The sequence below is a fragment of the Dehalococcoidia bacterium genome (assembly GCA_035310145.1).
Taxonomy (GTDB): domain Bacteria; phylum Chloroflexota; class Dehalococcoidia; order CAUJGQ01; family CAUJGQ01; genus CALFMN01.
The window spans coordinates 1-24,638 of sequence record DATGEL010000036.1; the positions used below are offsets into that span (position 1 = coordinate 1).

Genomic DNA, 24,638 nt, shown 5'->3' on the forward strand with positions numbered 1-24,638 from the left:
GTCGGCTTCGCACTTAGATGCGTTCAGCGCTTATCCGCTCCGGCCCTGGCTACCCGGCACTGCCGTTGGCACGACAACCGGCACACCAGCGGGCCGTCCACCCCGGTCCTCTCGTACTAGGGGCAGCGCCCAGCAAGTCTCCTGCGCCCACGACGGATAGAGACCGAACTGTCTCACGACGTTCTGAACCCAGCTCGCGTACCGCTTTAATGGGCGAACAGCCCAACCCTTGGGACCTGCTCCGGCCCCAGGATGCGACGAGCCGACATCGAGGTGCCAAACCTTGCCGTCGATGTGAACTCTTGGGCAAGATAAGCCTGTTATCCCCGGGGTAGCTTTTATCCGTTAAGCCACGGCCCTTCCACACGGAACCGTAGGATCACTTTGCCCGGCTTTCGCCCCTGCTCGGCTTGTAGGCCTCGCAGTCAAGCCCCCTTCTGCCAATGCGCTCGTTCGGGTGATTTCCATCCACCCTGAGGGGACCATTGGGCGCCTCCGTTACCTTTTAGGAGGCGACCGCCCCAGTCAAACTACCCACCAGGCACGGTCCGGCGGCTTGCTCCGCCGTTAGAAGGTAAACCAACGCAGAGTGGTATTTCACCGGTGCCTCCCCGCAGCCCGCAAGCCACGGTTCAACGGCTCCCACCTATGCTACGCAGCGTGGGCCCACCCCCAGTGCCAAGCTGTAGTAAAGCTCCACGGGGTCTTTTTGTCCGGTCGCGGGTAACCCGCATCTTCACGGGTACTTCAATTTCGCCGAGTCCCTCGTTGAGACAGCGCCCAGATCGTTACGCCATTCGTGCGGGTCGGAACTTACCCGACAAGGAATTTCGCTCTTGCTTGTTACTCCCGCCGGGCCTCGGCCCAGCGAGGGGCCGGTCATTTCTGCCGGCCTCCCCACGTCGCCATGGGGAACGGACCATATCTTCATCCCGAGTCTCGGGATGGCTGGCGTGTGGTCTCTGAGGATTCCAGGAAGCGAGTTCCTGGCCTTTCCTGCTGATTGTCTGCACCGGATGCATTGTCACTGACGAGCTGTCGCTCATCGAGTAGCACCGGATCCTCCAGACGTTCCAGCATTTAGCCAGCTGCACTCGCACCGTCACCGGCGCGAGGGGCAACGATCGTCACCTTAGGACCGTTCGTGCTGTTACACGTCGTCTGCGCCGCTTGTTGGCGGAGGTTCCGGCTCCGCCGCGACCACGGCAACGGGTGCGGTCATCTCTGCCGCACTCTGCATGTTGCCATGCAGTCCGGACTGTCTCATCCGCGCCGTCTCTTCACGAGCCCGGCGCGGCCCGGCGTACAGTCTCTGAGGATTCTCGAGCCGGGCGAGGATCTCCTCGTCCGTGTACTTGCGCTTGCCGCCATCGTTCATCTCGCGCCGAATGGCGAGCACCTGCTCGATTCCGGCATTCGTGAGATGCTGCCGCCTGCTTAACAGCTCTGCCAGTTGCACGAATTTGGCGAAATCCCGTTTCTTCTTGGCGGAGAGGAAGCCAAACCGCCGGAAGAATGGAATCACGTTCTCGGTGATGGCGTTGAGGTTGTTCACCTCGTAGTACCAGACACCGTCGCGCCGCTGGCGCATAGTCCCGCACTCCAGATGCCGCTTGAACAGCGCCAGGATCACGGGATCGCGCTGCGAGATGTTGAAGCAGAGCGACACCTTCCACGGCATCGCGTAGTCTGCTCGCGGCCGGAAGCTGACGTTGAAGCTCCCCTCCCCGTCGGTGAAACCGGCCAAATAGTGGCCGATCTCCGGCGAGACGTCTCCGACCTTGAGCATCGCTCGAGTCTTTCCTGCTGATTGCCCGTCCGCCGCGGATTGTCACTGCCACCCTCTTCGGCGCACCGCGCCCAGTGGCGAGTACCGCGGTATCTTCCGGGTGTTCCAGCATACAGCCAGGTTTTACAACTACAGGGGTCCTTGCCTATAGTTACGGCCGCCGTTCACCGGGGCTTCGGTTCAAGGCGTGAACCTCTCCCCTTAACCTTCCGGCACTGGGCAGGCGTCAGCCCCTATACATCCCCTTACGGGTTGGCAGAGACCTGTGTTTTTGGTAAACAGTCGCCTGGGCCTGCTCACTGCGCCCCCCGGCTGCTACCCAGGAGAACTGGTGCACAACCAGGGGGACCCCTTCTCCCGAAGTTACGGGGTCAACTTGCCGAGTTCCTTAACGAGGGTGCTCTCGCCCACCTCGGGGTACTTACCCCTACCCACCAGTGTCGGTTTGCGGTACGGGCGCTCCCGTTCCTCCCCGCGAGGCTTTTCTCGCCAGCACAGACTCGACCCGGTTGCCTTGACCGTAGTCGCCGCTCCCCGCGGCCCCTCCGCTTATGTCGGGTGGGCATTTCTCCACACCCGAACCGCCTACGGGCCACGGACGCCCCATGTCCAATGGGGGCGCCGGATCTATCAGTCTGGGTCCCCCCGCGCTTCAACGAAACGGGAGCGGGGCCGGAATACTAACCGGCTGTCCATCGCCTGCGCCTTGCGGCCTCGGCTTAGGCCCGCCTAACCCTACGCGGACTACCCTTCCGTAGGAAACCTTGGGTTTCCGGTGGGCCGATTTCGCATCGGCCTTTACGCTACTCATGCCGGCATTCGCACTCCCCCCCGCTCCACCGCGGCTTGCGCCACGACTTCGCCGCTGAGGGGGACGCTCCCCTACCATCGTGTGCGCCTCGCGGCGCGCACGGTCCACAGCTTCGGTGGGGGGCTTGAGCCCCGGTACATTGTCGGCGCAGCACCACTCGACCAGTGAGCTATTACGCACTCTTTAAAGGATGGCTGCTTCTAAGCCAACCTCCTGGTTGTCTGGGCGGCGCAACATCCTTTGACACTTAGCCCCCACTCCGGGACCTTAGCTGGTGGTCTGGGCTGTTTCCCTCTCGACTACGGAGCTTAGCCCCCGCAGTCTCACTCCCGGGATCCGGGCCACGGCATTCGCAGTTTGCGTGGGTTTGGTAAGCGGTGAGCCCCCTAGCCCAGGCAGCGCTCTACCTCCGTGGCCGACCTCCCGAGGCTGCACCTCAATGCATTTCGGGGAGAACCAGCTATCTCCGGGTTCGCTTGGCATTTCACCCCTACCCACAGGTCATCCAACTGCTTTGCAACGCAGGAAGGTTCGGCCCTCCAGTCCGCATTACCGGACCTTCAGCCTGCCCATGGGTAGCTCACCCGGTTTCGGGTCTACTCCGCGCGACTCGACGCCCTGTTCAGACTCGCTTTCGCTCCGGCTCCACGGCTCCCGCCGCTTAACCTTGCCGCGCACAGTAACTCGCCGGCTCATTCTTCAATAGGCACGCCGTCAGCTTGCGCCTCCGACTGCTTGTAGGCACGCGGTTTCAGGGTCTCTTTCACTCCCCTCCCGGGGTGCTTTTCACCGTTCCCTCACGGTACTCGTTCACTATCGGTCAGCACGGGTATTTAGCCTTGGACGGTGGTCCGCCCAGCTTCCCACGGGGCTTCTCTTAACCCGTGGTACTCAGGAACTCCACGCCAGCCAGCTGTCTTTCGCCTACGGGACTCTCACCCCTGTCGTCGGCCGTTCCAGGACCGTTCGGCTGGACTGCTGGTTTCTTACTGGCTGCCACTAAAGGCGGCAGAGCCCTACAACCCCGGCGCAGGCGAACCTGCACCGGTTTAGGCTGCTCCCCGTTCGCTCGCCGCTACTGGGGGAATCCTCTCTACTCCTCGGGGTACTAAGATGTTTCAGTTCCCCCGGTTCCCGCTCCCGAAGCTATGTGTTCGCTCCGGGGCGCCTGGCCATCACGCCAGGCGGGTTGCCCCATTCGGATACCGCCGGATCAGCTTGCTAGGCAGCTCCCCGGCGCGTTTCGCCGCCATGCCGCGTCCTTCTTCGGCCCGTGCTCCCAAGGCATCCACCGCGCGCCCTTTGTAGCTTGACCTGCACGCAGAGCCGCCCACAGCCGGATGGCCGGGTCGCCCCGCGCCCATATGGACATGTCTACTCGGCACGCAGCCCGCAGATAGGTTTTCCTGCGGGCGCCTACAACCCTGCCTTCATGCCATGAGCTGAGCATGAAGGCTTGAAGTACCTCGTCCAGATACAGCGTTCTTCAGTTGGTAAGGTTCCAGTGCGTGACACACCGAAGCGCCGGCACAGAGCCGGCGAAGCGGCGGCCTTACGCGCCTGAAGAGCAGCAGGAAGGCGGGGGGTGAGAAGGAGGGTGGGGCGGGTGGTGCACGGCCGTTTTTGTGTCCCGCCGGCCGGTGCGTGCGGGGGCGGGCCGCGTCGCCGCGGTCCGCCACGAGCCTCCGCCAGGGAAGCCCGATCGACCTGGGCTGGCCGTCCCGGTCCGCGCCACACACCGTGACGCGTTGCCGACCGGACCGACAAACCGGCCCTAGAAAGGAGGTGATCCAGCCGCAGCTTCCGCTACGGCTACCTTGTTACGACTTCGTCCCAGTCACCAGCCCCACCCTCGGCGCCTGCCCCCCCTCCCAGGGGAGGGGTTGGCGCAGCGACTTCAGGTGTTGCCGACTCCCATGACGTGACGGGCGGTGTGTACAAGGCCCGGGAACGTATTCACCGCGGTGTGCTGACCCGCGGTTACTAGCAACTCCGCCTTCATGCAGGCGAGTTGCAGCCTGCAATCTGCACTGAGAGCGGCTTTGTGGGATTAGCTCCACCTCGCGGCTTCGCGACCCTCTGTACCGCCCATTGTAGCGTGTGTGTCGCCCAGGACGTAAGAGCCGTGCTGACTTGACGTCATCCCCGCCTTCCTCTGCGTTGCTCGCAGCAGTCGCGCCAGAGAAATCCAACTGGCCCCAGGGGTTGCGCTCGTTGCGGGACTTAACCCAACACCTCACGGCACGAGCTGACGACAGCCATGCAGCATCTGTGCACCAGCCCCGAAAGGCACCGACGTCTCCGCCGGCTTCTGATGCATGTCAAGCCCTGGTAAGGTTCTTCGCGTCGCGTCGAATTAAACCACACGCTCCGCTGCTTGTGCGGGCCCCCGTCAATTCCTTTGAGTTTTAGCCTTGCGGCCGTACTCCCCAGGCGGGCCACTTAGTGCGTTTGCGCCGACGCGGAGGGGGTCGATACCCCCCACATCTGGTGGCCATCGTTTACAGCGTGGACTACCCGGGTATCTAATCCGGTTCGCTCCCCACGCTTTCGCGCCTCAGCGTCAGGGCACCCCCAGCCGGCCGCCTTCGCCACTGGTGTTCCTCCCGATCTCTACGCATTTCACCACTACACCGGGAATTCCACCGGCCTCTAGGTCCCTCCAGTGCCGCAGTCTCCGCCGCCCCCTCCCGGTTGAGCCAGGGAGATTTCACAGCAGACTTACGCCACCGCCTGCGCGCGCTTTACGCCCAATAAATCCGGACAACGCTCGCCACCTACGTATTACCGCGGCTGCTGGCACGTAGTTAGCCGTGGCTTCTTCGATGGGTACCGTCGCAGTCGTCCCCACCAAAAGGGCTTTACAACCCGAAGGCCTTCATCACCCACGCGGCGTTGCTGCGTCAGGCTTTCGCCCATTGCGCAAAATTCCTCGCTGCTGCCTCCCGTAGGAGTCTGGGCCGTGTCTCAGTCCCAGTGTGGCTGTCCGGCCTCTCAGCCCAGCTACCGATCGTCGCCCTGGTAGGCCGTTACCCCACCAGCGAGCCTAATCGGCCGCACGCCCCTCTCCCGGCGCCCCCGGTTGCCCGGGCGCTTTGCCCACGGGGCACCCCCCGCGGACCCATGCGGTATTAGCCGCCCTTTCGGACGGGTATCCCCCACCCGGAGTCAGGTCACGTACGTGTTACTCACCCGTCCGCCACTGGGGCGGACCGAAGCCCACCCCCGTGCGACTTGCATGCGTAAGGCACGCCGCCAGCGTTGATCCTGAGCCAGGATCAAACTCTCCACCCAAACCACGGGCTGGTGTCGCCACCAGCATCGTGTGTCGTGTGAGCCCGCCCCCGGCGTCCGGACCGCGTTGTCCCTGTTGCCAGGGTTCGGTCGAGACGCCCCGCGTCCCCCCGAACCCCCCGTCTGCCGGCAGCACAGCACCGCCCCTAGCCGGGCACGCGCCGCCCCCCGGCAGCCAGAGCCTTCCTGCTACTCTTCAGCTGGTAAGGTGCCGTATGCACCGGCCCGGACCGGCGCATCCGCGCGGGCGCAGCCGCCGATCGCCGTTTCGCGATCGGGCCACACTCATGCCGCCCCTTCACCGGGCGCCAAAATACTGTATCACCGCCGCCGCACAAAGCCAACCCCGCGAGCGGCCGCGTTTGCGCCGCGATGTCCGGTGGCGGAGCCGCCGATCGTTGCCGGCTCGACGGTCGGCGCCGCCGCCGAAGCCGGGCCGGCGACGGAAGACGCGTGCTGCCTGGCTACGGGGCCGTAGAATGGGCGGCGAGCACAACAACGTCAGGAGGCGGCGGTAATGACGACAGCCGGCGAACCGACAGGCGCCGCGCGGCGGCGAGAGGTCGTGGTGAACGGCCGGCGCGTGCGGGTGGTCGATCTGCATGCCCACTGCGCCGTGCCGGAGGCGACGGCTCTGCTCGGGCAACCGTCTCCTTTGCCCGCGCTGCTGCTGACGAACGTCGCGCTCCGACTGCGGGCGATGGACGAGCAGGGCATCGACGTCGCGGCGCTGAGCATCAACCCGTACTGGTACGCCGCCGACCGCGACGTTGCCGCCGCACTGATCCGCGTCCAGAACGAGGCGCTGGCGGCCTGGTGCGCCAGTGCACCGGACCGCTTCGTGGCGCTGGCGTCGGTGGCCCTACAGCATCCAGATCTCGCCGTGCAGCAACTGGAGGCGGCGGTGAAGCGGCTGGGGCTGCGCGGCGCCCTGGTGGGCGGCAGTGTCAACGGCGAAGAGCTGGCGGACGCTCGCTTTCACCCCTTCTGGGCCAAGGCCGAGGAGCTGGGCGCGCTGATCTTCATTCATCCGCAGGGCACGGCCGAGCTGGCCAGCCGCTTGCGTGGCAACGGCATGCTGGAGAACGTGATCGGCAACCCGCTGGAGACGACGATCGCGCTCTCGCACTTGATCTTCGAGGGCACGCTCGATCGCTTCCCCGGCCTCAAGATCCTTGCGGCGCATGGCGGCGGCTACCTGCCGTCTTACGCGGCGCGCTCGGACGCGGGCTGCGTCACCTTTCCCGGCCGCTGCACGCCGATCCAGAAGCAGCCGACGGCGTACCTGCGCCAGCTCTACTTTGATTCGCTGGTCTTCACCCCAGAGGCGCTGCGCCACCTCATCGCCGAGGTCGGGGCCGGCCAGGTCGTGGTGGGCACCGATTATCCCTATCCCTGGACGGCCACGGCGGTGGACCACGTGCTTGCGACGCCGGGACTGAGCGACGCCCAACGCATCGCCATTCTCGGCGGCACGGCCGCGCAGTTGCTGCGCCTGGAGGGGTAGCCTGCCCTCGTACCTGCTGCAAGTAGCCTGAACGTTGCACGCCGCCCGGCGAGCGCGGCCGGCAAGGAGATGCGATGAGCTACGAAAACATCCTCTACAACATCGACGGCTCGATCGCGCGGGTAATCTTGAATCGGCCGGAAGTGCGCAACGCACAGAGCCGCCCGCTGCTGGAGGAGATGGACCGCGCCTTTCTCGCGGCCGAGGCCGACGACGCCGTGCGGGTGATCGTGCTCTCCGGCGCGGGCGAGACGTTTTCCGCCGGCCACGACCTGGGCTCACCGCAGCAGCGCGCCGACACCGAGGCGCGGCCCGCCGTTGGCCTGCCCGGCCGCTACAAGCGCATCTGGGACCTGTACATTGATATGGGCCTGCGCTGGCGCAACCTGATGAAGCCGACGATCGCGATGGTGCAGGGCTACTGCATCTTCGGCGGCTGGATGATCGCCACGGCGATGGACCTGATCGTGGCCGCGGACGACACCAAGTTCCTCGCCTCGCACTTCCAGTACTTCGCCGTGCCCTACGATGTCGGCCCGCGCAAGGCGAAGGAGATCCTCTTCCAGGAGCGCTTCATGCACGCCGAGGAGGCGGAGCGGGCGGGCCTGGTGAACCTGGTCGTGCCGCGCGAACGACTGGAGGAGGAGACGCTGGCGATCGCCCGCCGCATCGCCGAGAGCGACCCATTCTACCTTCGCCTGGTGAAGACCTCGATCAACTCGGCGCAAGACGCGATGGGCTACAGCACCTTCCTCAAGTCCGCCATGCACACCTACATGCTCTCGTCCGAGTCCGCGGCGCACACGGCCAAGGAGCAGGCGGGCGGCGGCCGCCGTCGCTACAGCTCCGTTGATCGCGCCCTCGCCTACGAGCGCGGGCGCCGGGCGTAGCAAACCGAGCGGGGCGACATTTGGATCTCAACCACGATGATCAACGCCGATAAGCCGCATCTATGGAAGCCGGATATCGCCGCCTCGGTCGATATGTTCAACAATTGGTTCATGCAGTTTGCACCGGCAACATACCGAGAGACGCGCATTCAAACCGTCGCCGCGGTGGAGGAAGCGCTCGCTATACTTGACGATCTACGGTCGCTGACGCCCGCAGCGCTTCGGGCCAACCCGCATATCATTGCGACGCTGCGCATGTGTACGGCTCCGCCCATCGCCCGCGACCGGCTCATTGGACTGGCGCATGCGCCTGCCGGCCTTGTCAAGGCGATGGAATTGAAGGGGCGATTACTGCAAACTATCGCGGCCGCCCGGCTTCACGAGCCGCTGCAAAGTATCTGCTCAGTAATCTCCAGACTCTTGGACGAAGACATCTTTCCGTGGTTGGCCGAAGGCGCGCGGCCGAGCGAGACCATGCGGAACCGTGCTTCGACAATAGTTGCCGATCGCTTGACCGGCTCGCTCTCCGATCCGCGGATCCGCAATGCGCAGGAGCAGCGCCAACTCGCGACGGTCGAGGAATTCCTAATCCGGTTAGACTACGAACGGCGGGCGCCACGGAGTGAGCATCCGCTCACCGAGATGGAGCGAGGGACATTCACGTTCCGGCTCAATGTGCCGGTCCGGGGCCAGCGTGAGAAGGTTCTCAACATCCCGATCGATGCCGTCATCCAACCGCATCGGCCGCGAGCCGACGGATTCCCAATCCTGATCGAAGCAAAATCTGCGGGGGATTTCACAAACACCAACAAGCGGCGCAAAGAGGAGGCAACCAAGATCCGCCAGCTACGAGACGAGTATGGTGCGGCGACGCAACTCACCTTGCTTCTCTGCGGGTATTTTGACAGCGGATATCTTGGCTATGAAGCGGCGGAGGGACTCGATTGGGTTTGGGAACACCGCCTGGACGATCTGCTGCATCTGGGCATTGCGCCATGACGACGTTCGATCTTGCAGCCACAGAACGTCAGCGAATGGCTCTCCAGGACGAGTTGGACGGCGAGCGCTCGGCCAGCCAGCGAAACAAGCTTGGTCAGTTCGCCACCCCGCCCGCGCTCGCCCGCGAGATTGTTGAGTACGCCGCCTCACTCCTTCCGAATCCAGCGGAGTCGATTCACTTCGCAGAGCCCGCGATCGGAAGCGGCGCCTTCTACTCGGCGCTGCTTACCACTGTTCTCCACCAGCGCATCGCGTCAGCGGTTGGCATCGAAGTCGATCCTCGGTTCGTGGCTGCCGCCCGCGCCCTGTGGGGCGAATCAGGCTTGCGGGTTATCACAGGCGACTTCACCGATCTGGTTGCGGGCAGGGCGATGTCTGCCCGCCCGAACCTTATTATCGCCAACCCTCCCTATGTTAGGCACCACCACCTGAGCCGCGAACAAAAGGAGCGGTTGCAATCTCTTGTGATGCGCTTAGCTGGCCTTAAGGTGAACGGCCTGGCCGGGCTTTACGTCTACTTCCTGCTGCTGGCCACCGAGTGGCTTACCGAAAACGGCGTGGCAGCGTGGCTGATCCCTTCGGAATTCATGGACGTGAACTACGGCTCCGTGGTGAGGCGCTATCTCACCGAGCGTGTAACCCTCATCAGCATCCACCGCTTCGACCCAGCCGAGGCGCAGTTCGACGATGCGCTGGTGTCTTCCGCGGTGGTGGTGTTTCGAAAGGCAGCGCCCGCAGCCAACGCGACGGCCCGATTTTCGCTCGGCGGTATGCTTTCTTCTCCGCGCATCGCCGAAGATGTACCTCTGCGGAGATTGAGCCATGCGCATAAGTGGACCGCATATCCATCGCCGACTCCACGAGACAACGCGCTGATACCCGCGGCGTCCGGTTTGCTGCTCCGAGACTTCTTCCGCATTCAGCGCGGTATCGCGACGGGCGACAACGCGTTCTTCATCCTTCCGCGCGAGGAGGCTCACGCTCGAGATCTGCCCGAGCGGTATCTGAAGCCGGTTCTGCCGAGTGTTCGGCGTCTCCGCAGCACGGTCATTGAATCGAATAGTGATGGCTATCCCGTGCTTGAGCCGCAGCTTGCGCTCATCGACTGTGATCTCGGCGAGACTACGATCCAGTCTGAGTACCCTGCGCTTTGGTCGTATCTGCAGACAGCAACGGCACGTGGTGTGCGTGAAGGCTACCTCGTTCGAAAGCGCTCGCCGTGGTATCGGCAGGAGCAGCGTGAACCGGCGCCATTCCTCTGCACATACATGGGCCGCGGCGCGGGGGAGACTCGGCCGTTCAGGTTCATTTGGAATAAGTCTCAGGCCGTGGCGACCAATCTGTATTTGTTGCTCTACCCGGACGGGCCGTTGCGTTCCCTCCTGAAGCAACAACCCAATGCTGTTGCGACGATATTCGAGGTATTGCAGGAGATCACCGGCGAAGATCTTCGCGGCGAGGGCAGAGTGTATGGTGGCGGGCTGCATAAGATTGAGCCGAGCGAGTTAGGCAGGGTGTCCGCTCAGCGGCTGCTCGAAGCGGTGCCCGCGCTGCAGGCTTGCTCGCACCGACAACTCACGCTCAATCTCGCTTCGGCGGACTCGTAGGTGCGAACAGGTCGTGAGTCGGAGGTGGCGGCGATGCAGGTAACAGGCGTGACGCCGATCCTGGTCGATCCGGGGAACGGCAAGAACTGGCTGCTGGTCAAAGTGGAAACGGATGCCGGCATCTACGGCTGGGGCGAATGCTACACGCAGGCCGACCGCGACCAGAGCATTGTGGCGCACGTGCAGCAGCTCGCCCGCTACCTCTGCGGGCGCGACCCCTTCCAGATCAAGCACTTCACCTTCATGGCCTACCACGACTTCGCCGGCAAGCGCGGCGCCATGGATTTCTGGTCGGCCCTCTCCGGCATCGAGCAGGCGCTGTGGGACATCGCCGGCAAGGCCGTGGGCCAACCGGTGTACAACCTGCTGGGCGGCGCCTGCCGCGCGCGCATCCGCGTCTACGCCAACGGCTGGTATCACGGCGCAAAACAGCCGGAGGACTTCGCGCGCCTGGCCGTCGAAACGGTGGCGAAGGGCCACCGCGCGCTGAAGTTCGACCCTTTTCCCGGCCCCTGGCGCACGCACGTCGGCCGCGAGGTCGAAGACGCGGCGGTGGCAAACGTGCGCGCCGTGCGCGAGGCGGTGGGGCCTGAAATCGAGATCCTGGTCGAAGTCCATCGCCGCCTTGCCCCCATGCACGCGATCCGCATCGCGCGGCGCATGGAGGAGTTCCGCCCCTTCTGGTACGAAGAGCCGGTCTCCGGGCGGCAGATCGATGAGCTGGCGCTTTGCCGCCGCGAGATCAACCTGCCGATCGTCACCGGCGAGGAGTTTTACACCAAGGCCGAGTTTCGCCAGGTGTTCGAGAAGGGCGCGGCGGAGATCATCAACCCGGATGTTTGTAACTGTGGCGGCATCCTCGAGCTGAAAGAGATCGCGGCGATGGCCGAGCCGTATCTCGTCGTCGTCTCGCCGCACAACTACAACAGCACGACGATCGGCCTTGCCGCCACGCTGCAAGTCGCGGCCTGCATCCCCAACTTCCTGATCACGGAGTACTTCGTCAACTTCCGGGCGCGCGGCGACGAGGTCTCCGTCAAGCCGATCGTGGTGAAGGACGGCTACATCGATCTGCCCACTGCTCCGGGCCTCGGCCTCGAACTGCGCGAGGACGTGCTGGCGCAGTATCCCTACCGCGAGTTCCCGCCGCGCGCCCTGCCGCGTCCCGGCGACGAGGGGCCGTAGCGCCATTCACGTGCGACGCGCGTCAACCCGCGTCCGAAAGCGGGGCGGCGTCGAGCGCGAAGCGGTAGCCCACGCTGCGGCGCGTCTCGATCAGGGCGCGGTGCGCCGGCGGCAGCTTGTCGCGCAGGCGCTTGATCCAGACGCGCAGCGTCACCATGTGTACGGGGTGTCGGCCGTCCCAGACGGTGCGCAGCAGCTCGGCCGGGCCGAGGAAGCGGTTGGGCTGCGCCATCAGCGCCTTCAACATTTCGAACTCGATGAAGGTCAGTTCTACGCCTGCGCCGTCGATCAGGCAGAGCCGCTGGCGGATGTCCAGCGTGACCGGGCCGGCCTCCAGTACCTCCGGCGGCGCGGCGCTGCCGCGATCGTGGGTGAAGCGGCGCAGGCGCGCCAGCACCTCGGCGGCGTCCCAGGGCTCGACCACGAAGTCGTCGACGCCCGGCGGCAGCGCCGTGGCGTCGAGCTGGCGCGGGCCGACGAAGGCGAGCACCGGTGTTGGCGAGACACTGCGCCAGCCCCGCAGCTCGCGGATAAGCTCCTCAAGCTCGGATTGGGTGTCTACGTGCAGCAGGGCGACGTCGGGCCGCAGGGCGAGGATACGGTGCCGGTCGGCCGCGGCCGGATAGGTCGTGGTCACTTCGGCGGGCTGGCTGCTGAGGCTGCTCACCAGGCCGGCGAGCTTACAGGGATCGGTGCTGACGACAAGGTAGCGGCGCGGCGCGGCGGCGCCGTGCAGCGCCGGGAACGCCTCGATGCGCTGGGCTGCCGTCATCCCCTCCCTCCTTGGCACGACGCTGGGGCACGACGCTGGGGCACGACGCTGGGACAATCCTACCCGCAGAGCGGCCGCCTGCGCGGGACAAGCCATGCTCCCTCGTACCAGCGTGCGTGGACGGCGTTTCGGGGCAGTATCCTGAACGTTACAGATGGAAGAAAACTGTGTTACATGCACCGCCGAAGAAACACTGACCTCGCGCCGCCTCGTGCTACGATGCAGCCACGGGCAGGCGGAGCACCGCGCCGCCGCCCCGCCGCTCCTCGCGGGCATGAGCGCCAGCCCCGCCGCATACCAGGAGGCCGCCAGCCATGAACGCCGAGACCGTACAACGCCTGAACGAGCTGCTTGAGGCCGAGCGCGCCGGTGTAGAGACGCTGCAGGCGCTGCTCAAGACCGTGCCGAAGGGCTACTTCCGCAACCACCTGGTCAAGATTGAGGCCGATGAGGCGTTCTCCTGCGCCGTGCTGGTGCGCGCGGTCGAGACGGCCGGCGGGGCGCCCTCGCACGCCACCGGCGACTTCGCGCAGAAGGTGCTGGCGCTGGAAACGCTGGCCGAACGGCTGAAGCTGCTCAGCCGCGGCCAGACCTGGGTGGTGAGGCGCGTTGACGCGGTGATGGAGGCGGTCTCGGACGAAGAATCGCGCAAAGAGCTGCTGGAGATGCGCCGCGAGCACGTGGACAACGTCGCCTGGTGCGACCAGCAGGTCGAGGAACTGAACACGCTCGCCGCCACGACGTGAGCGCGGGCCGCAATGACGCCGCGCCGCGTGTGCTGCTCTACGGCCGCGCCGGCTGCCACCTCTGTGAAGACGCCGAGCGCCTGCTGGCGCGCCTCGCCGCCGAGCTTGGCTTCGCCTGGCAGACACTCGACATCGACACGGACGCCGATCTGCTCTCCCGCTACGACCAGGCCGTGCCGGTGATCTGTCTGGACGGCCGTGAGATCGCTCGCGCCCCGATCCGACCGAGCACGTTGCGCGCGCGGTTGCGCGGGGCGCCTGGCTCCGCCGCCCGCTGAACATCGTCTGTCCAACGGGGCTTGCGAGATCGGGTGCGGCACGCGATGCGGCTACGCCCCGCCCGCCGCATGGCCGGCGCCCACCGCCGCCGGTTCGCGGCCGGCGCCCGGCGCTGCCTGCGCCTTCAGGCGGTCCACCCGCCGGCGCATCGAGGCCCGCGCCTTCTCGTCGCTGACAAAGAACGCCGCGCCGAAGGAGACCACCAGCAGTGCGCACGAGGCGATGAAGGCGTCGTGGTAGCCCTGCACCTGCGCATGCACGCAGCCGGCGAGGTGCGGGTTCTGGGCGCAGGCGGCGCGCAGGCCGGCGGGCGTGTTATGGATGGCGCGGCTGATCTGCACCGTGGCCACAAGCGCTACGCCGAAGGAGGCGCCCACCTGTCGCACCGTGTTGTAGATCGAGGACGCCGGGCCCTGCTTGGCGTTGTCGATCGGGCCGAAGACGATCGTCTGCACCGCGACCATGGCGAAGGCGAAGGGCAGGCCGCGCAGCGCCAGCAGCACGATCATGATCCAGGGGTTGGCGTTCTGGTCGAGCGCGGCGAAGGGCAGCAGCGTCAGCGCGCCGAGGCCGAAGCCGATCAGCATCATGCGGCGCGGGCCGACCCGCGGATAGAGCCGGCTGGCGATCGGCAGCGAGATCGCCGTGCCGATGGCGCTCGGCGCCTGGATCAGCGCCGCGTGCAGCGGCGAATGGCCCTGCAAGTCCTGCAGGAAGAGCGTGAGCAGGAAGAGGAAGCCGGAGAAGCCGGCGAAGGCGCCGACGCTCATCGCGTTGCCCAGCACGAACAGGTTCTGCTTGAACAGGCGCAGGTCGAGCAGCGGCGCCGCCCGGTGCAGCTCCAGCAGGGCGAAAACGCCCAGCACCGCCAGCCCGCCGAGACCCCAGCCCGCCACCACGGCCGAGGTCCAGGACTTCGTCGCGGCCTGCGAGAGGGCGTAGAGCACCATCGCCGCGCCCGCGCCGCCGCTGATCAGGCCGAGGATGTCGAACCGCCCCTGTGCGTAGGGTTCGCGGTGCTCGCGCAGGACCTTGCTGCCCAGCAGCAGGCCGATCAGGCCGACCGGCAGGTTGATGTAAAAGATCCAGCGCCAGGATTGGTACTGCACCAGATAGCCGCTGAGCACCGGGCCGGCCAGCGGCACGAATACGACCGGCACGGCCATGATCGCCGCCGCCTTCGCGCGCTCCTCGCCCGGAAACTCGCGCGAGAGGATCACCGTGCTGACCGGCGTCATCATGCCGCCGCCGATCCCCTGGATGAAACGGAAGGCGATCAGCTGCTCGATGCTCTGCGCCTGGCCGCAGAGCGCCGAGCCGATGATGAAGATGCCCATGGCCGTGAGAAACGTCCGCTTTGTGCCGTAGCGGTCGGCGATGAAGCCGGAGCCGGGAATGAAGACGGCCAGGCTGAGCAGGTAGCCCGTCACCGCCCATTCGACCGTGGAAAGCTGCGTGTGGAAGTCGAGCGTCAGCCGCGGCACCGCGACGTTGACGGCAGTGCTGTCGAGCATGTCCATGAACAGCCCGAAGATGTAGACGATCGCGACGAGATACTTGTACTGGATCCGCGAAAACATGGCCGTCCTTCAACGGGCGATTGGCAGCGGAGAGGGGATTCAGCGAACCGCCGCTCGCTGCTGCCTGCCCGCTTGCCGCCGTCGCCGGTCGGCCGCGGGCGCGCCTCGTTCGTTATACGCGCGTGGTGTGCGGCTGGACCTCGGCTCGTTCGCCGCCCTCCTCGTTGCTCAAGCGCTCGCGGCTCTGCGCCGCGGTTGGTTGCGGATCGGCAGCGGCGCCGTCGCCGGCCACCTGGGGCACCGCCATGTCCGTGAGCAGCCGCTCGCGCGTACGGCGCAGGTAGAGCAGCGCGGCGGCCACGCCCAGCAGGCAGAGCAGCGCCATCTCAGCCACGGCGAGTTGCACGCCCTGCCGCTCGGCGAGCGTGCCGATCACCAGGCTGCCGATCGGCGTTGAGCCGAGAAAGAGCAGCGTGTAGATGCTCATCACGCGGCCGCGCAGGTGCGACGGCGTGATCAGTTGCATACGGGAGTTGGCCGTCGTCGTGAACACGATGCTGAACGTGCCCAGCGCCACCAGCAGCGGCACCGTCACCTGCCACCAGTGCGAGAGCGCCACGCCGAGCAGCAGGACGCTGAAGCCGGCGCCGCCGATCAGCAGCGTACGCCGCGTGGCCGCGCCGCTGTAGGCGATCGCCAGCGCCGCCGCCAGCGAACCGATGCCCACCGATGAGGTGAGCACGCCGTAGCCGACGGCGTTCATATGCAGCGTGTACTTGGCGATCAAGGGCAGGAAGACGGAGAAGTTGTAGCCGAAGGTGCCCAGCACCGCCATCAGCAGCACGATCAGGGCGATGTCCGGCGTGGTCAGCGCGTAGCGCAGCCCCTCACCCACCTGCTTCAGCATCTTGCCGCGCGGCGGGCGAGCCAGCGAGAAGAAGCGCTCTGGTTTCATCAGCAGCAGGCTGCCGATCACCGCCAGGAACGAGGCGGCGTTGAGGTAAAAGCAGTCGGCGATGCCGATCGTGGCGATCGCCACGCCGCCCAGCGCCGGGCCGATCAGCCGCGACGTGTTGAACAGGGTCGAGTTGAGCGCCACGGCGTTGGGCAGGTCTTCCTGGCCGACCAGCTCGGCCACGAGCGCCTGCCGCGCCGGGTTGTCGAGCGCGTTGGCGCTGCCCTGCACGGCGGCGAGCAAGTAGATCAGCGGCAGCGTGATCAGGTGCGCCGAGGTCAGCACGGCCAGCACCAGCGCCTGCAGCAGCATGGTGCTCTGCGTGGCCACCAGCAGCCGCTGCTTCGGCAGCCGATCGGCGATCACGCCGCCGAAGAGCACGAAGATCAACACCGGCGTGAACTGGATCGTGGTCATCGTGCCGAGCGCCAGCGGCGAGTTGGAGATCTTCAGCACGAGCCAGGCCAGCGCCGTGGACTGCATCCAGGTGCCGATCAGCGAGACGAGCTGGCCAAACCAGAAGAGGCGATAGTTCGGATTGCGCAGGGCGCGGAACGTTTCGCGCAGCGGCGGGCGGGCGCCGTCCTGCCGGCGGCCGAGCGCAGCCGCACGGACGCTCATGGCTGTGCGGCCCGTGCGGAAACGGCAGCGCTGGCTCGCGCTTCCTCTGACCGCACCGCGCTCGACGCCGCCGCCAGGCGGTCGAGCGCGGCGAGCACGGCGGGCAGGTCGTCGCCCAGCCGCTCGGCCACGCGGTCGAGAAAGACGCGGCCCTCGGCCAAAAGCTCGCCCACCAGCGCCTCGCCGGTGCTGCTCAGGTAGAGCGGCTCCTGGCGGCGGTCTTCCGGCAACGTCGTCCGCTGCAACAGGCCGCGATCGACGAGCTTGATCACCAGGCCGCTGGTGGTGGAAACGGAGATGCCCAGCAACCGCGCCATTTCACCGGTGGTGATGCCCGGCGTCCGCCGCACGGCGTAGAGCACGCGCAGTTGCGGCAGCGTCACGCGCAGCTCCTCCCACTGGCGCAGGCGGATGCTGTCGAGGTTGTGCACGACCTGGCCGTAGAGGCGGCGGAGTTCGTCGGTCTGCTCCGCGTCCATGCGGCAATTGTACCGCGATGCCGTACTGTCTTGCAAGGCCGGACGAATGCCGGGCGTGGCGGCGCAGGTGTAAGCGGTCGCGCGGTAAACGTGGTTTGCCGTGCTCGCAGCGGGCGCGACGCGCTATACTGCGGCTGCTGGCCGTCATAACGTGCGTCCCACTGCGCTTCGCGGCCGGCGAGAGAGCGGAAACGCCGCGCCACGCGGCAGCCGAGGAACCGGGCGACGTCTTCATTTACCAGCTAGCAGCTGGATGTGGCCCGGAGGAAAGAAGGGGAGCAGGAGACCGATGAAACTCAGGAACGCCGTGATCGTGGATGCCTGCCGTTCGGCCTTCGGGCGCGGCGGGCGCGGCTCGCTCGTGGCCACCCGCCTCGACGAAGCGGGCGCGACCGTGCTGCGGGCGCTGCTCGACCGCAACCCCAAAGTCACTGACCGCATGATCGAGGACATCGGCCTGGGCAACGTGGCCGGCGCCGGCGAGCTGGCGGGCATCGGCGCGGACACCGTCGCGCACCTGGCTGGTCTGCCGCACGAGCTTTCCGCCTTCGACACCAACCGCCAGTGCGGCTCCTCGATGGAGACGCTGCACCGCGTGGCGCAGGGCATCATGCTGGGCGCGATCGACACGGGCATCTCGCTCGGCATCGAGCGCATGGGCCGGCAGCTCGGCGGCGGCGGGGGCGGCGCCCCGCGCACGCGCATCACCGAGTTCAACCCGCGCCGCATGCAGATGTCGCGCGAGCAGCGCGACATGGCGCCCGACCACGACCAGATCTTCTCCGTCAAGTTCCCCGACTACATCCTCGACGCGCCGCCCGTCACCTCGATGACGCAGACGGCGCAGAACGTGGCCGAGACCTACAACCTCTCGCGCGAGGCGATGGACGAGTTCGCCGTCGGCAGCCACAAAAAGACCGTGGCCGCCTACGAGCGCGGCTTCTACAAGGACGAGATCATCCCGCTCGAGGTCGAGCTGCCGGTCTTCGACGACCAGGGCAACTGGCTGGAGAAGGAGCACGGCAAGAAGGTCACCTTCGACCGCGACGAGTGCGTCCGCCCCGGCACCAACATGGAGGCGCTGAGCCAGCTCAAGACCGTCAACGGCATCCAGAGCTACGGCGGCCAGGAGCTGCGCATCACCGCCGGCAACTCCTGCCCGACGAACGACGGCATCACCGCCGTGCTGATGATGAGCGAGGAGAAGGCGCTGGAGTTGGGGCTGGAGCCGATGGCGCGCATCGTCGGCTTCGGTGTAGCCGGCGTGAAGCCGCAGCTGATGGGTATCGGGCCGATCCCTTCGACGCTGAGGGCGCTGAAGCACGCCGGCATCACCGCGGACCAGATCGACCGCGTGGAGTTCAACGAGGCGTTCGCCGCGCAGGTGATCCCCTCCTGCCACGACCTCGGCATTCCGCTGGAGCGGGTCAACGTGAACGGCGGCGCGATCGCCATCGGCCACCCGCTGGGCGCCACCGGCGCGCGGCTGGTGGGCACGCTGGCGCGCGAGATGCGCAACTCCAACAGCCGCTACGGCCTGGCGACGCAGTGCATCGGCGCCGGCATGGGCATCTCCACGATCCTCGAGCGCGCGTAGGCGCGGCGCGGCCGAGCACGCGCAGGGCGGTGGCGGAGCCTGGAGCTTCGCCGCCGCCCACGTTCGTGTGCCGCCCCGGCCCTGGCCAGCCGCTGTGATACACTTTTCCGGCCGAGGTGCAGCGGTGGGTACGGGTGTTGTCGTCGTCGATCACGGCGCAGGCAATCTGCGTAGTGTGCTGCGCGCGATCGAGCGCGTGGGCTGGCGGCCGCTGCTCTCCACCCGGCCCGAGGACGTGCTTGGGGCCGATGCGCTGATCCTGCCGGGCCAGGGCGCGGCGGGTGACACCATGCGCCATCTGCGCGCCTGCGGCCTGGTCGAGCCGGTGCAGCAGTACATCGCCGGCGGCCGGCCGTTCCTCGGCGTCTGCATCGGCCTGCAAACGCTGATGACCTTCTCCGAGGAGCACGGGCGGCAGGACTGCCTGGACGTCGTGCCGGGCCGCGTGCGGCGGCTGCGCGGCGGCGACGGCCTCAAGATTCCGCACATGGGCTGGAACACCGTGCGCCAGGCGCGTCCGCATTTCATCTTCCGCGGCATTCCCGACGAATCGTACTTCTACTTCGTGCACTCGTTCGTCGTTGAGCCTGATGACGGCATAGTCACGCTTGGAGTCACCGACTACGGCGAGCCGTTCCCCGCCATGATCGCGCGGGAAAACATCGTCGCCACGCAGTTCCACCCGGAGAAGAGCGGCGAGCACGGCCTGCGCATCTACGCCAACTTCTTGCGCGAGGCGCTGGGCGGGGGCGCGAAATAGTGGAGCTGATCCCCGCGATCGACATCCGCGGCGGCCGCTGCGTCCGCCTCGTCCAGGGCGACTACGCCCGCGAGACCGTGTACGACGCCGATCCGGTGGCCGTGGCGCGGCGCTGGATCGAGGGCGGCGCCACGCGCTTGCACGTGGTCGACCTCGACGGCGCCCGCGAGGGCGCGCCGCGCAACCGCGCGATCGTCGAGCGTATCGCCGCGGGCGTGGCCGTGCCGGTGCAGGTCGGCGGCGGCATCCGCACCGCGGACGATGCACAACGCTACCGTGACGCTGGCCTGGCCCGCGTGATCCTCGGCACCTCCGCGGTCGAAGATCGGGCGCTGGTGACCGAGCTTGCCGCCCTGCTGGGCGAGGCGCTGGTAATCGGTATCGACGCGCGCGACGGCAACGTGCGCACACGTGGCTGGATCGAAAGCTCCGGCATCGCCGCGCTCGACCTGGCGCGGGAGCTGCGGGCGCTGGGCGCCGGCCGCTTCGTCTACACCGACATCGGCGTGGACGGCATGCTGCAGGGGCCGAACCTGCCCGCGCTGCGGCAGTTCATCGCCGCGGCCGGCTGTCCGGTGATCGCCTCCGGCGGCGTGACGCGCGTCTCGGACCTGCCGGCCATCGCCGCGACCGGCGCCGAGGCGGTAATCGCCGGCAAGGCGCTCTACTCCGGCGACGTGCAGCTCGCGGAGGCGCTGGCGGCGCTCTCCGCCAGCGCCCAGCCCCCAACGCATGCGCACAGCCACGCCGGGCCGGCATAGCCGGCCGAGACGACCGCCCGGCGGCCGGGGAGTGGCCCCGCGCGGCAGCCCGTGCTCTCACACCCGGCCGCTTCGCCGGCTGAGGATCGAAACATGCTGACCAAACGCATCATCCCCTGCTTCGACGTGAACCGCGGCCGCGTGGTGAAAGGCGTCTCGTTCGTCGAGCTGCGCGACGCTGGCGACCCGGTGGAGCTGGCCCGCGCCTACGACGCGGCCGGCGCCGACGAGCTGGTCTTTCTCGACATCACCGCCTCCAGCGACGACCGCACGACCGTGTACGAGATGGTCGATCGGACCTGCGCCGAGGTCTTCATCCCCTTCACCGTGGGCGGCGGCGTGCGCTCCGACCAGGACGTGCGCCTGCTGCTGGAGCTGGGCGCAGACAAGGTATCGATCAACACGGCCGCGGTGAACGATCCCGGCCTGATCGCGCGCAGCGCCGAACGCTTCGGCTCGCAGGCGATCGTCGTGGCGATCGACGCGAAGCAGGTGGGGCCGAGCCAGTGGGAGGTCTACACCCACGGCGGCCGCACACCCACGGGCAAGGACGCGATCGAGTGGGCCAAAGAGGCCGTGCACCTCGGCGCCGGCGAGCTGCTGGTCACCAGCATGGACCAGGACGGCCACCAGCGTGGCTACGACCTTGCCCAGCTGCGCGCCATCTCCGAGGCGGTGACGGTGCCGGTGATCGCCAGCGGCGGCGCCGGCGGCCCGGAGCACATGCACGAGGCGCTGACCGCGGGCAAGGCGGATGCCGTGCTGGCTGCCAGCATCTTCCATTTCGGCACGTACAGCATCGCGCAGGTGAAGCGCTACCTGGCGGAGCGCGGCCTGCCGGTGCGCCCGCCTGAACAGCAAGCGACAGGAGCAATGCAGTGAGTGAAACCGTTGCCGCGACGAGCGCGGCGGAGTTGCAGTTCAAGGACAACGGCCTGCTGCCGGCCGTGATCCAGGACGCTGCAACCAACGAGGTGCTGATGATCGGCTACATGAACCCGGATTCGGCGCGGAAGACGCTGGAGACGGGAACGGTCTGGTTCTGGAGCCGCAGCCGCAAGGAGCTGTGGCACAAAGGCGACACCTCGGGCAACTTCTTCTACGTGCGCGAGGTGCGCACCGACTGCGACAGCGACTGCCTGCTGGTGCGCGTCGATCCGGTCGGACCCGCCTGCCACACCGGGGCCACGAGCTGCTTCTTCAACGTGATGCCGGCCGCGGCGGGCACGCGGCCCCCCTCCTCCTAACCCCTTCCCCCGATAACAGGGAAAGGGGGGATCATTGGGCGGGAGGTTGAGGTTTGTGGCGGAGGGATACGGAGTCGATGCGCGGGTACGGACGAATCGGCGGCGGCCGGGAAGACGCGCGAGCTAATGCTGGCAGCGCGGTCGCTGCGCTCGTGGTGACGGAGGCAGAAGAACGACTCTGGCAAGCCTTCCGCGGCGGGCCGGTGGACGGGCTGCGCTTTCGGCGGCAGCACTCGGTCGGGCCGTTCGGGCTCGCCTTCTGATGCCCGCGCGTGACGCTGGCCGGCGAAGCCGGTGGCGGCATCCACGATGACGAGCCTCAGGCGGTCGCCAAAGGCCGGGGAGCGCTCTCGTTCCGCCCCCGGCCTCTGCGTTTGAAACGCCTGCGGGCGGCGCTGCCTACCGCCGGCCCGCTTCGGCCTTCGCCCAGCGCTTGTTGAAGCGCTCGACGCGGCCTGCCGTGTCCACGATGCGCTGCTCGCCCGTGAAGAACGGGTGGCAGGCCGAGCAGACCTCGGTGTGCAGATTGGGCTTGGTGGAACGCGTCATGAACGTGTTGCCGCAGGCGCAGACGACGCGCGCCTCGACGTAGTTGGGATGGATCTTCTCACGCACGGGTGGAAACCTCGGTTGGCGCGGCCGCCACGGCGGCCACGGGATACACGCTGAGTTGCTTGCGTCCGCGCGCGAGCGGCTCGAACTTCACCGTTCCGGTGATCACCGAGAAGATCGTGAAGTCGCGCCCCATGCCGACGTTCTTGCCGGGATGGAAACGCGTGCCGCACTGGCGGACGAGGATGTTGCCGGACTGCACCAGCTCGCCGTCGAAGTGCTTGACGCCACGCCGCTGCGAGTTGCTGTCGCGCCCGTTGCGCGAGCTGCCGACGCCCTTCTTATGTGCCATGCAGAACCTCCAGAATGTGTGCGCCGGCTATTTCGCCACGATCTCGCGGATGGCGAGGCGGGTGAAGTGCTGCCGGTGGCCGATCTTGCGGCGGTAGCGCGTCTTGGCGTGGTACTTGAAGACAATGATCTTCTCGCCGCGCCCGTGCTCCACCACTTCGGCCACGACCTTCGCCCCGGCGACCAGCGGCTTGCCGATCGTCACGTCGGCGCCCTCGCCGACCATCAGCACGTCCGTCAGCTCGACCCGCTCGCCCGGCTCGCCGGTCAGCAGCTCGACGTCGAGCGTGTCCCCCTCACGGACGGTGTACTGCTTGCCGCCGCTGCGAATCACTGCGTACATCAGATGCGGGCCTCTCTTCCGGTCACGTCCTGCGATCGTAGCAAACGGTTCGGCAGTTCGTCAACGAAGGATCTTCGCACGCGAAAGAGGAGAGGCGCGAACGCCTCCCCCCTGCTTCGCTGCGATCTGCGCTGGCGCTAGCCGAGCGGCCGCTCCGGCGGCAGCAGTTGCGAGGTGGCGCTGCCGCCCCAGGCGAGGCCCGGCCGCGGCTGCGGCTTGGGCAGGTCGCGCTCGTCCGGCTCTTCGCCGCGGCTGGGCGGCGCGGGCGGCTTCGGCAGCGCCGCCGGCTCAGCCGCGAAGTCTTCGTCCTCGCTGAACAACCGCGTCACATCGTCGCCCTCGATCGTCTCATCCTCGATCAGCTTGCGCGCCACGCGGTCGAGCACGTGCCGGTTCTCAGCCACGATGCGGTGCGCCACTTCCTTGGCGCTCTCCACCAGCCGCCGCACTTCGTCGTCGATCTCCTCGGCCACCTTCTCGGAGTAGTCGCGCTGCTCCGAGATCTCGCGGCCTAAGAAGACCAGCTCCTCCTTGCGGCCGAAGGTGCGCGGCCCGAGCCGCTCGCTCATGCCCCACTGCGTGACCATGTGGCGGGCGATCTTGGTTGCGCGGGAGATGTCGTCGGAGGGGCCGGTGGTCACGTCGCCGAAGACCAGTTCCTCGGCCTGGTGGCCGCCGAGCGCCACGGCAAGCTGCGCGGAGTAGTGCGCCTTGTTGCCGAGGTGGCGATCCTCTTCCGGCAGGAAGCGGGTGAAGCCGCCGGCCATGCCGCGCGAGACGATCGTGATCTTGAAGACCGGGTCGGCCTCGGGCAGCTTCATCGCGACCAGCGCGTGGCCGGCCTCGTGGAAGGCGATGATCTCCTTCTCGCGCGGGCTGATCACGCGGCTCTTGCGCTCCGGCCCGGCGATCACGCGATCGACCGCCTCGTTGAATTCCTCCATGCTGATCTTTTTCTTGTTGCGCCGCGCCGCCAGGATCGCCGCCTCGTTGACGAGGTTGGCGAGGTCGGCGCCGGAAAAGCCCGGCGTCTGCTTGGCGAGCACTTCCAGGCTGGTGTCCTTGTCCAGCGGCTTGCCCTTGGCGTGGACCTCGAGGATGGCGCGGCGACCGCGCACGTCCGGGCGATCCAGCACTACCTGCCGGTCGAAGCGGCCGGGGCGCAGCAGCGCCGGGTCGAGGATATCCGGGCGGTTGGTGGAGGCGAGCACGATCACGTTCGTGTTGGTGTCGAAGCCGTCCATCTCCACCAGGATCTGGTTCAGCGTCTGCTCGCGCTCGTCGTGGCTGCCGCCGAGGCCGGCGCCGCGCTGGCGGCCGACGGCGTCGATCTCGTCCACGAAGACGATGCAGGGCGCATTGCGCTTGGCCTGGTCGAAGAGGTCACGCACGCGGCTGGCGCCGACGCCCACGAACATCTCCACGAACTCCGAGCCGGAGATCGAGAAGAAGGGCACACCGGCCTCGCCGGCCACGGCGCGGGCCAGCAGCGTCTTGCCGGTGCCGGGCGGCCCGACCAGCAGGATGCCGCGGGGCGGGTGCGCCCCGAGGTCGCCGGCGGCCGTCGGGTCGA

At 67.2% G+C, this 24,638-nt stretch carries 21 protein-coding genes and 2 rRNA genes; 13 read left to right on the forward strand and 10 right to left on the reverse strand.

What is annotated here, in order from left to right; all coding sequences use genetic code 11:
- A 23S ribosomal RNA gene (locus VKV26_06395) occupies positions 1 to 3,840 on the reverse strand; the annotation flags it as partial.
- Positions 3,841 to 4,378: 538 nt separating this feature from the next.
- Positions 4,379 to 5,894: ribosomal RNA gene (locus VKV26_06400) — 16S ribosomal RNA — on the reverse strand.
- 517 nt (positions 5,895 to 6,411) lie between these two features.
- Here VKV26_06400 and VKV26_06405 point away from each other — a divergent pair.
- The 5 genes from VKV26_06405 (at position 6,412) to VKV26_06425 (ending at position 12,082) form a co-directional block, all read left to right on the forward strand.
- Positions 6,412 to 7,401, forward strand: coding sequence for an amidohydrolase family protein (locus tag VKV26_06405; GenBank protein ID HLZ69528.1), 990 nt, complete (start codon positions 6,412 to 6,414; stop codon positions 7,399 to 7,401).
- A 74-nt stretch (positions 7,402 to 7,475) separates the two neighbouring features.
- Positions 7,476 to 8,291 (forward strand): enoyl-CoA hydratase-related protein, encoded by an 816-nt coding sequence (locus VKV26_06410; GenBank protein ID HLZ69529.1) that lies wholly within the window; start codon positions 7,476 to 7,478, stop codon positions 8,289 to 8,291.
- Between the two features lie 36 nt (positions 8,292 to 8,327).
- A complete protein-coding gene (locus VKV26_06415) occupies positions 8,328 to 9,290 on the forward strand; it encodes a XamI family restriction endonuclease (protein HLZ69530.1) in 963 nt (320 codons plus the stop codon).
- Positions 9,287 to 10,897, forward strand: coding sequence for an N-6 DNA methylase (locus VKV26_06420; protein HLZ69531.1), 1,611 nt, complete (start codon positions 9,287 to 9,289; stop codon positions 10,895 to 10,897). Before VKV26_06415 ends, VKV26_06420 begins: the two co-directional genes overlap by 4 nt.
- Positions 10,898 to 10,930: 33 nt before the next feature.
- The gene (locus VKV26_06425; GenBank protein HLZ69532.1) at positions 10,931 to 12,082 is read left to right on the forward strand and encodes a mandelate racemase/muconate lactonizing enzyme family protein; all 1,152 of its coding nucleotides are present in this window, start codon (positions 10,931 to 10,933) and stop codon (positions 12,080 to 12,082) included.
- Positions 12,083 to 12,104: 22 nt separating this feature from the next.
- Here the strand turns inward: VKV26_06425 and VKV26_06430 are convergent, their stop codons facing one another.
- Positions 12,105 to 12,854 carry a response regulator transcription factor gene (locus tag VKV26_06430; protein ID HLZ69533.1) on the reverse strand — a complete coding sequence of 250 codons (750 nt, stop codon included), beginning with the start codon at positions 12,852 to 12,854 and terminating at the stop codon, positions 12,105 to 12,107.
- A 314-nt stretch (positions 12,855 to 13,168) separates the two neighbouring features.
- Here VKV26_06430 and VKV26_06435 point away from each other — a divergent pair, with 314 nt between their 5' ends.
- The gene (locus VKV26_06435) at positions 13,169 to 13,600 is read left to right on the forward strand and encodes a DUF6306 domain-containing protein (GenBank protein ID HLZ69534.1); all 432 of its coding nucleotides are present in this window, start codon (positions 13,169 to 13,171) and stop codon (positions 13,598 to 13,600) included.
- Entirely contained in the window at positions 13,597 to 13,878 is a 282-nt protein-coding gene (locus tag VKV26_06440) for a glutaredoxin family protein (GenBank protein HLZ69535.1), read from the forward strand. Before VKV26_06435 ends, VKV26_06440 begins: the two co-directional genes overlap by 4 nt.
- A 51-nt stretch (positions 13,879 to 13,929) precedes the next feature.
- Here VKV26_06440 and VKV26_06445 read toward each other — a convergent pair whose 3' ends face one another.
- From VKV26_06445 to VKV26_06455, 3 genes are all read right to left on the reverse strand, one after another.
- Entirely contained in the window at positions 13,930 to 15,459 is a 1,530-nt protein-coding gene (locus VKV26_06445; GenBank protein ID HLZ69536.1) for an MDR family MFS transporter, read from the reverse strand.
- 112 nt (positions 15,460 to 15,571) lie between these two features.
- The gene (locus VKV26_06450) at positions 15,572 to 16,975 is read right to left on the reverse strand and encodes an MFS transporter (GenBank protein ID HLZ69537.1); all 1,404 of its coding nucleotides are present in this window, start codon (positions 16,973 to 16,975) and stop codon (positions 15,572 to 15,574) included.
- Positions 16,972 to 17,454 carry a MarR family transcriptional regulator gene (locus VKV26_06455; protein ID HLZ69538.1) on the reverse strand — a complete coding sequence of 161 codons (483 nt, stop codon included), beginning with the start codon at positions 17,452 to 17,454 and terminating at the stop codon, positions 16,972 to 16,974. The genes VKV26_06450 and VKV26_06455 overlap by 4 nt, the downstream gene beginning before the upstream one ends.
- Before the next feature lie 289 nt (positions 17,455 to 17,743).
- Here VKV26_06455 and VKV26_06460 point away from each other — a divergent pair, with 289 nt between their 5' ends.
- The 6 genes from VKV26_06460 (at position 17,744) to VKV26_06485 (ending at position 22,082) form a co-directional block, all read left to right on the forward strand.
- A complete protein-coding gene (locus VKV26_06460) occupies positions 17,744 to 19,051 on the forward strand; it encodes a thiolase family protein (GenBank protein ID HLZ69539.1) in 1,308 nt (435 codons plus the stop codon).
- A 124-nt stretch (positions 19,052 to 19,175) separates the two neighbouring features.
- Positions 19,176 to 19,811, forward strand: coding sequence for an imidazole glycerol phosphate synthase subunit HisH (gene hisH / locus VKV26_06465; protein HLZ69540.1), 636 nt, complete (start codon positions 19,176 to 19,178; stop codon positions 19,809 to 19,811).
- On the forward strand, positions 19,811 to 20,572 hold the full coding sequence (hisA, locus tag VKV26_06470) for a 1-(5-phosphoribosyl)-5-[(5-phosphoribosylamino)methylideneamino]imidazole-4-carboxamide isomerase (GenBank protein HLZ69541.1): 762 nt from the start codon (positions 19,811 to 19,813) through the stop codon (positions 20,570 to 20,572). The genes hisH and hisA overlap by 1 nt, the downstream gene beginning before the upstream one ends.
- A gap of 93 nt (positions 20,573 to 20,665) precedes the next feature.
- Positions 20,666 to 21,454, forward strand: a complete 789-nt coding sequence (gene hisF, locus VKV26_06475; GenBank protein HLZ69542.1) for an imidazole glycerol phosphate synthase subunit HisF — start codon at positions 20,666 to 20,668, stop codon at positions 21,452 to 21,454.
- The gene (hisI, locus tag VKV26_06480) at positions 21,451 to 21,819 is read left to right on the forward strand and encodes a phosphoribosyl-AMP cyclohydrolase (protein HLZ69543.1); all 369 of its coding nucleotides are present in this window, start codon (positions 21,451 to 21,453) and stop codon (positions 21,817 to 21,819) included. The genes hisF and hisI overlap by 4 nt, the downstream gene beginning before the upstream one ends.
- 77 nt (positions 21,820 to 21,896) lie before the next feature.
- Positions 21,897 to 22,082 (forward strand): DUF559 domain-containing protein, encoded by a 186-nt coding sequence (locus tag VKV26_06485; GenBank protein ID HLZ69544.1) that lies wholly within the window; start codon positions 21,897 to 21,899, stop codon positions 22,080 to 22,082.
- A gap of 136 nt (positions 22,083 to 22,218) precedes the next feature.
- On the opposite strand, the gene rpmE is transcribed toward VKV26_06485, so the two are convergent.
- From rpmE to ftsH, 4 genes are all read right to left on the reverse strand, one after another.
- Positions 22,219 to 22,434 (reverse strand): 50S ribosomal protein L31, encoded by a 216-nt coding sequence (gene rpmE / locus VKV26_06490; protein ID HLZ69545.1) that lies wholly within the window; start codon positions 22,432 to 22,434, stop codon positions 22,219 to 22,221.
- A complete protein-coding gene (rpmA, locus tag VKV26_06495; GenBank protein ID HLZ69546.1) occupies positions 22,427 to 22,723 on the reverse strand; it encodes a 50S ribosomal protein L27 in 297 nt (98 codons plus the stop codon). The genes rpmE and rpmA overlap by 8 nt, the downstream gene beginning before the upstream one ends.
- 27 nt (positions 22,724 to 22,750) lie before the next feature.
- Positions 22,751 to 23,065 carry a 50S ribosomal protein L21 gene (rplU, locus tag VKV26_06500; GenBank protein ID HLZ69547.1) on the reverse strand — a complete coding sequence of 105 codons (315 nt, stop codon included), beginning with the start codon at positions 23,063 to 23,065 and terminating at the stop codon, positions 22,751 to 22,753.
- A 137-nt stretch (positions 23,066 to 23,202) separates the two neighbouring features.
- On the reverse strand, positions 23,203 to 24,638 hold a 1,436-nt coding region (gene ftsH / locus VKV26_06505), incomplete at its 5' end, for an ATP-dependent zinc metalloprotease FtsH (protein ID HLZ69548.1).

Excerpts from the sequence above, each read along its gene's own strand:
- VKV26_06450 (HLZ69537.1), bottom strand. The coding sequence starts at position 16,975 with ATGAGCGTCCGTGCGGCTGCGCTCGGCCGCCGGCAGGACGGCGCCCGC.
- hisF (HLZ69542.1), top strand. The coding sequence starts at position 20,666 with ATGCTGACCAAACGCATCATCCCCTGCTTCGACGTGAACCGCGGCCGC.
- rpmA (HLZ69546.1), bottom strand. The coding sequence starts at position 22,723 with ATGGCACATAAGAAGGGCGTCGGCAGCTCGCGCAACGGGCGCGACAGC.
- VKV26_06410 (HLZ69529.1), top strand. The coding sequence starts at position 7,476 with ATGAGCTACGAAAACATCCTCTACAACATCGACGGCTCGATCGCGCGG.
- VKV26_06420 (HLZ69531.1), top strand. The coding sequence starts at position 9,287 with ATGACGACGTTCGATCTTGCAGCCACAGAACGTCAGCGAATGGCTCTC.
- VKV26_06485 (HLZ69544.1), top strand. The coding sequence starts at position 21,897 with ATGCGCGGGTACGGACGAATCGGCGGCGGCCGGGAAGACGCGCGAGCT.
- VKV26_06455 (HLZ69538.1), bottom strand. The coding sequence starts at position 17,454 with ATGGACGCGGAGCAGACCGACGAACTCCGCCGCCTCTACGGCCAGGTC.
- VKV26_06445 (HLZ69536.1), bottom strand. The coding sequence starts at position 15,459 with ATGTTTTCGCGGATCCAGTACAAGTATCTCGTCGCGATCGTCTACATC.
- VKV26_06430 (HLZ69533.1), bottom strand. The coding sequence starts at position 12,854 with ATGACGGCAGCCCAGCGCATCGAGGCGTTCCCGGCGCTGCACGGCGCC.
- VKV26_06405 (HLZ69528.1), top strand. The coding sequence starts at position 6,412 with ATGACGACAGCCGGCGAACCGACAGGCGCCGCGCGGCGGCGAGAGGTC.
- VKV26_06425 (HLZ69532.1), top strand. The coding sequence starts at position 10,931 with ATGCAGGTAACAGGCGTGACGCCGATCCTGGTCGATCCGGGGAACGGC.
- VKV26_06415 (HLZ69530.1), top strand. The coding sequence starts at position 8,328 with ATGATCAACGCCGATAAGCCGCATCTATGGAAGCCGGATATCGCCGCC.
- VKV26_06435 (HLZ69534.1), top strand. The coding sequence starts at position 13,169 with ATGAACGCCGAGACCGTACAACGCCTGAACGAGCTGCTTGAGGCCGAG.
- rplU (HLZ69547.1), bottom strand. The coding sequence starts at position 23,065 with ATGTACGCAGTGATTCGCAGCGGCGGCAAGCAGTACACCGTCCGTGAG.
- VKV26_06460 (HLZ69539.1), top strand. The coding sequence starts at position 17,744 with ATGAAACTCAGGAACGCCGTGATCGTGGATGCCTGCCGTTCGGCCTTC.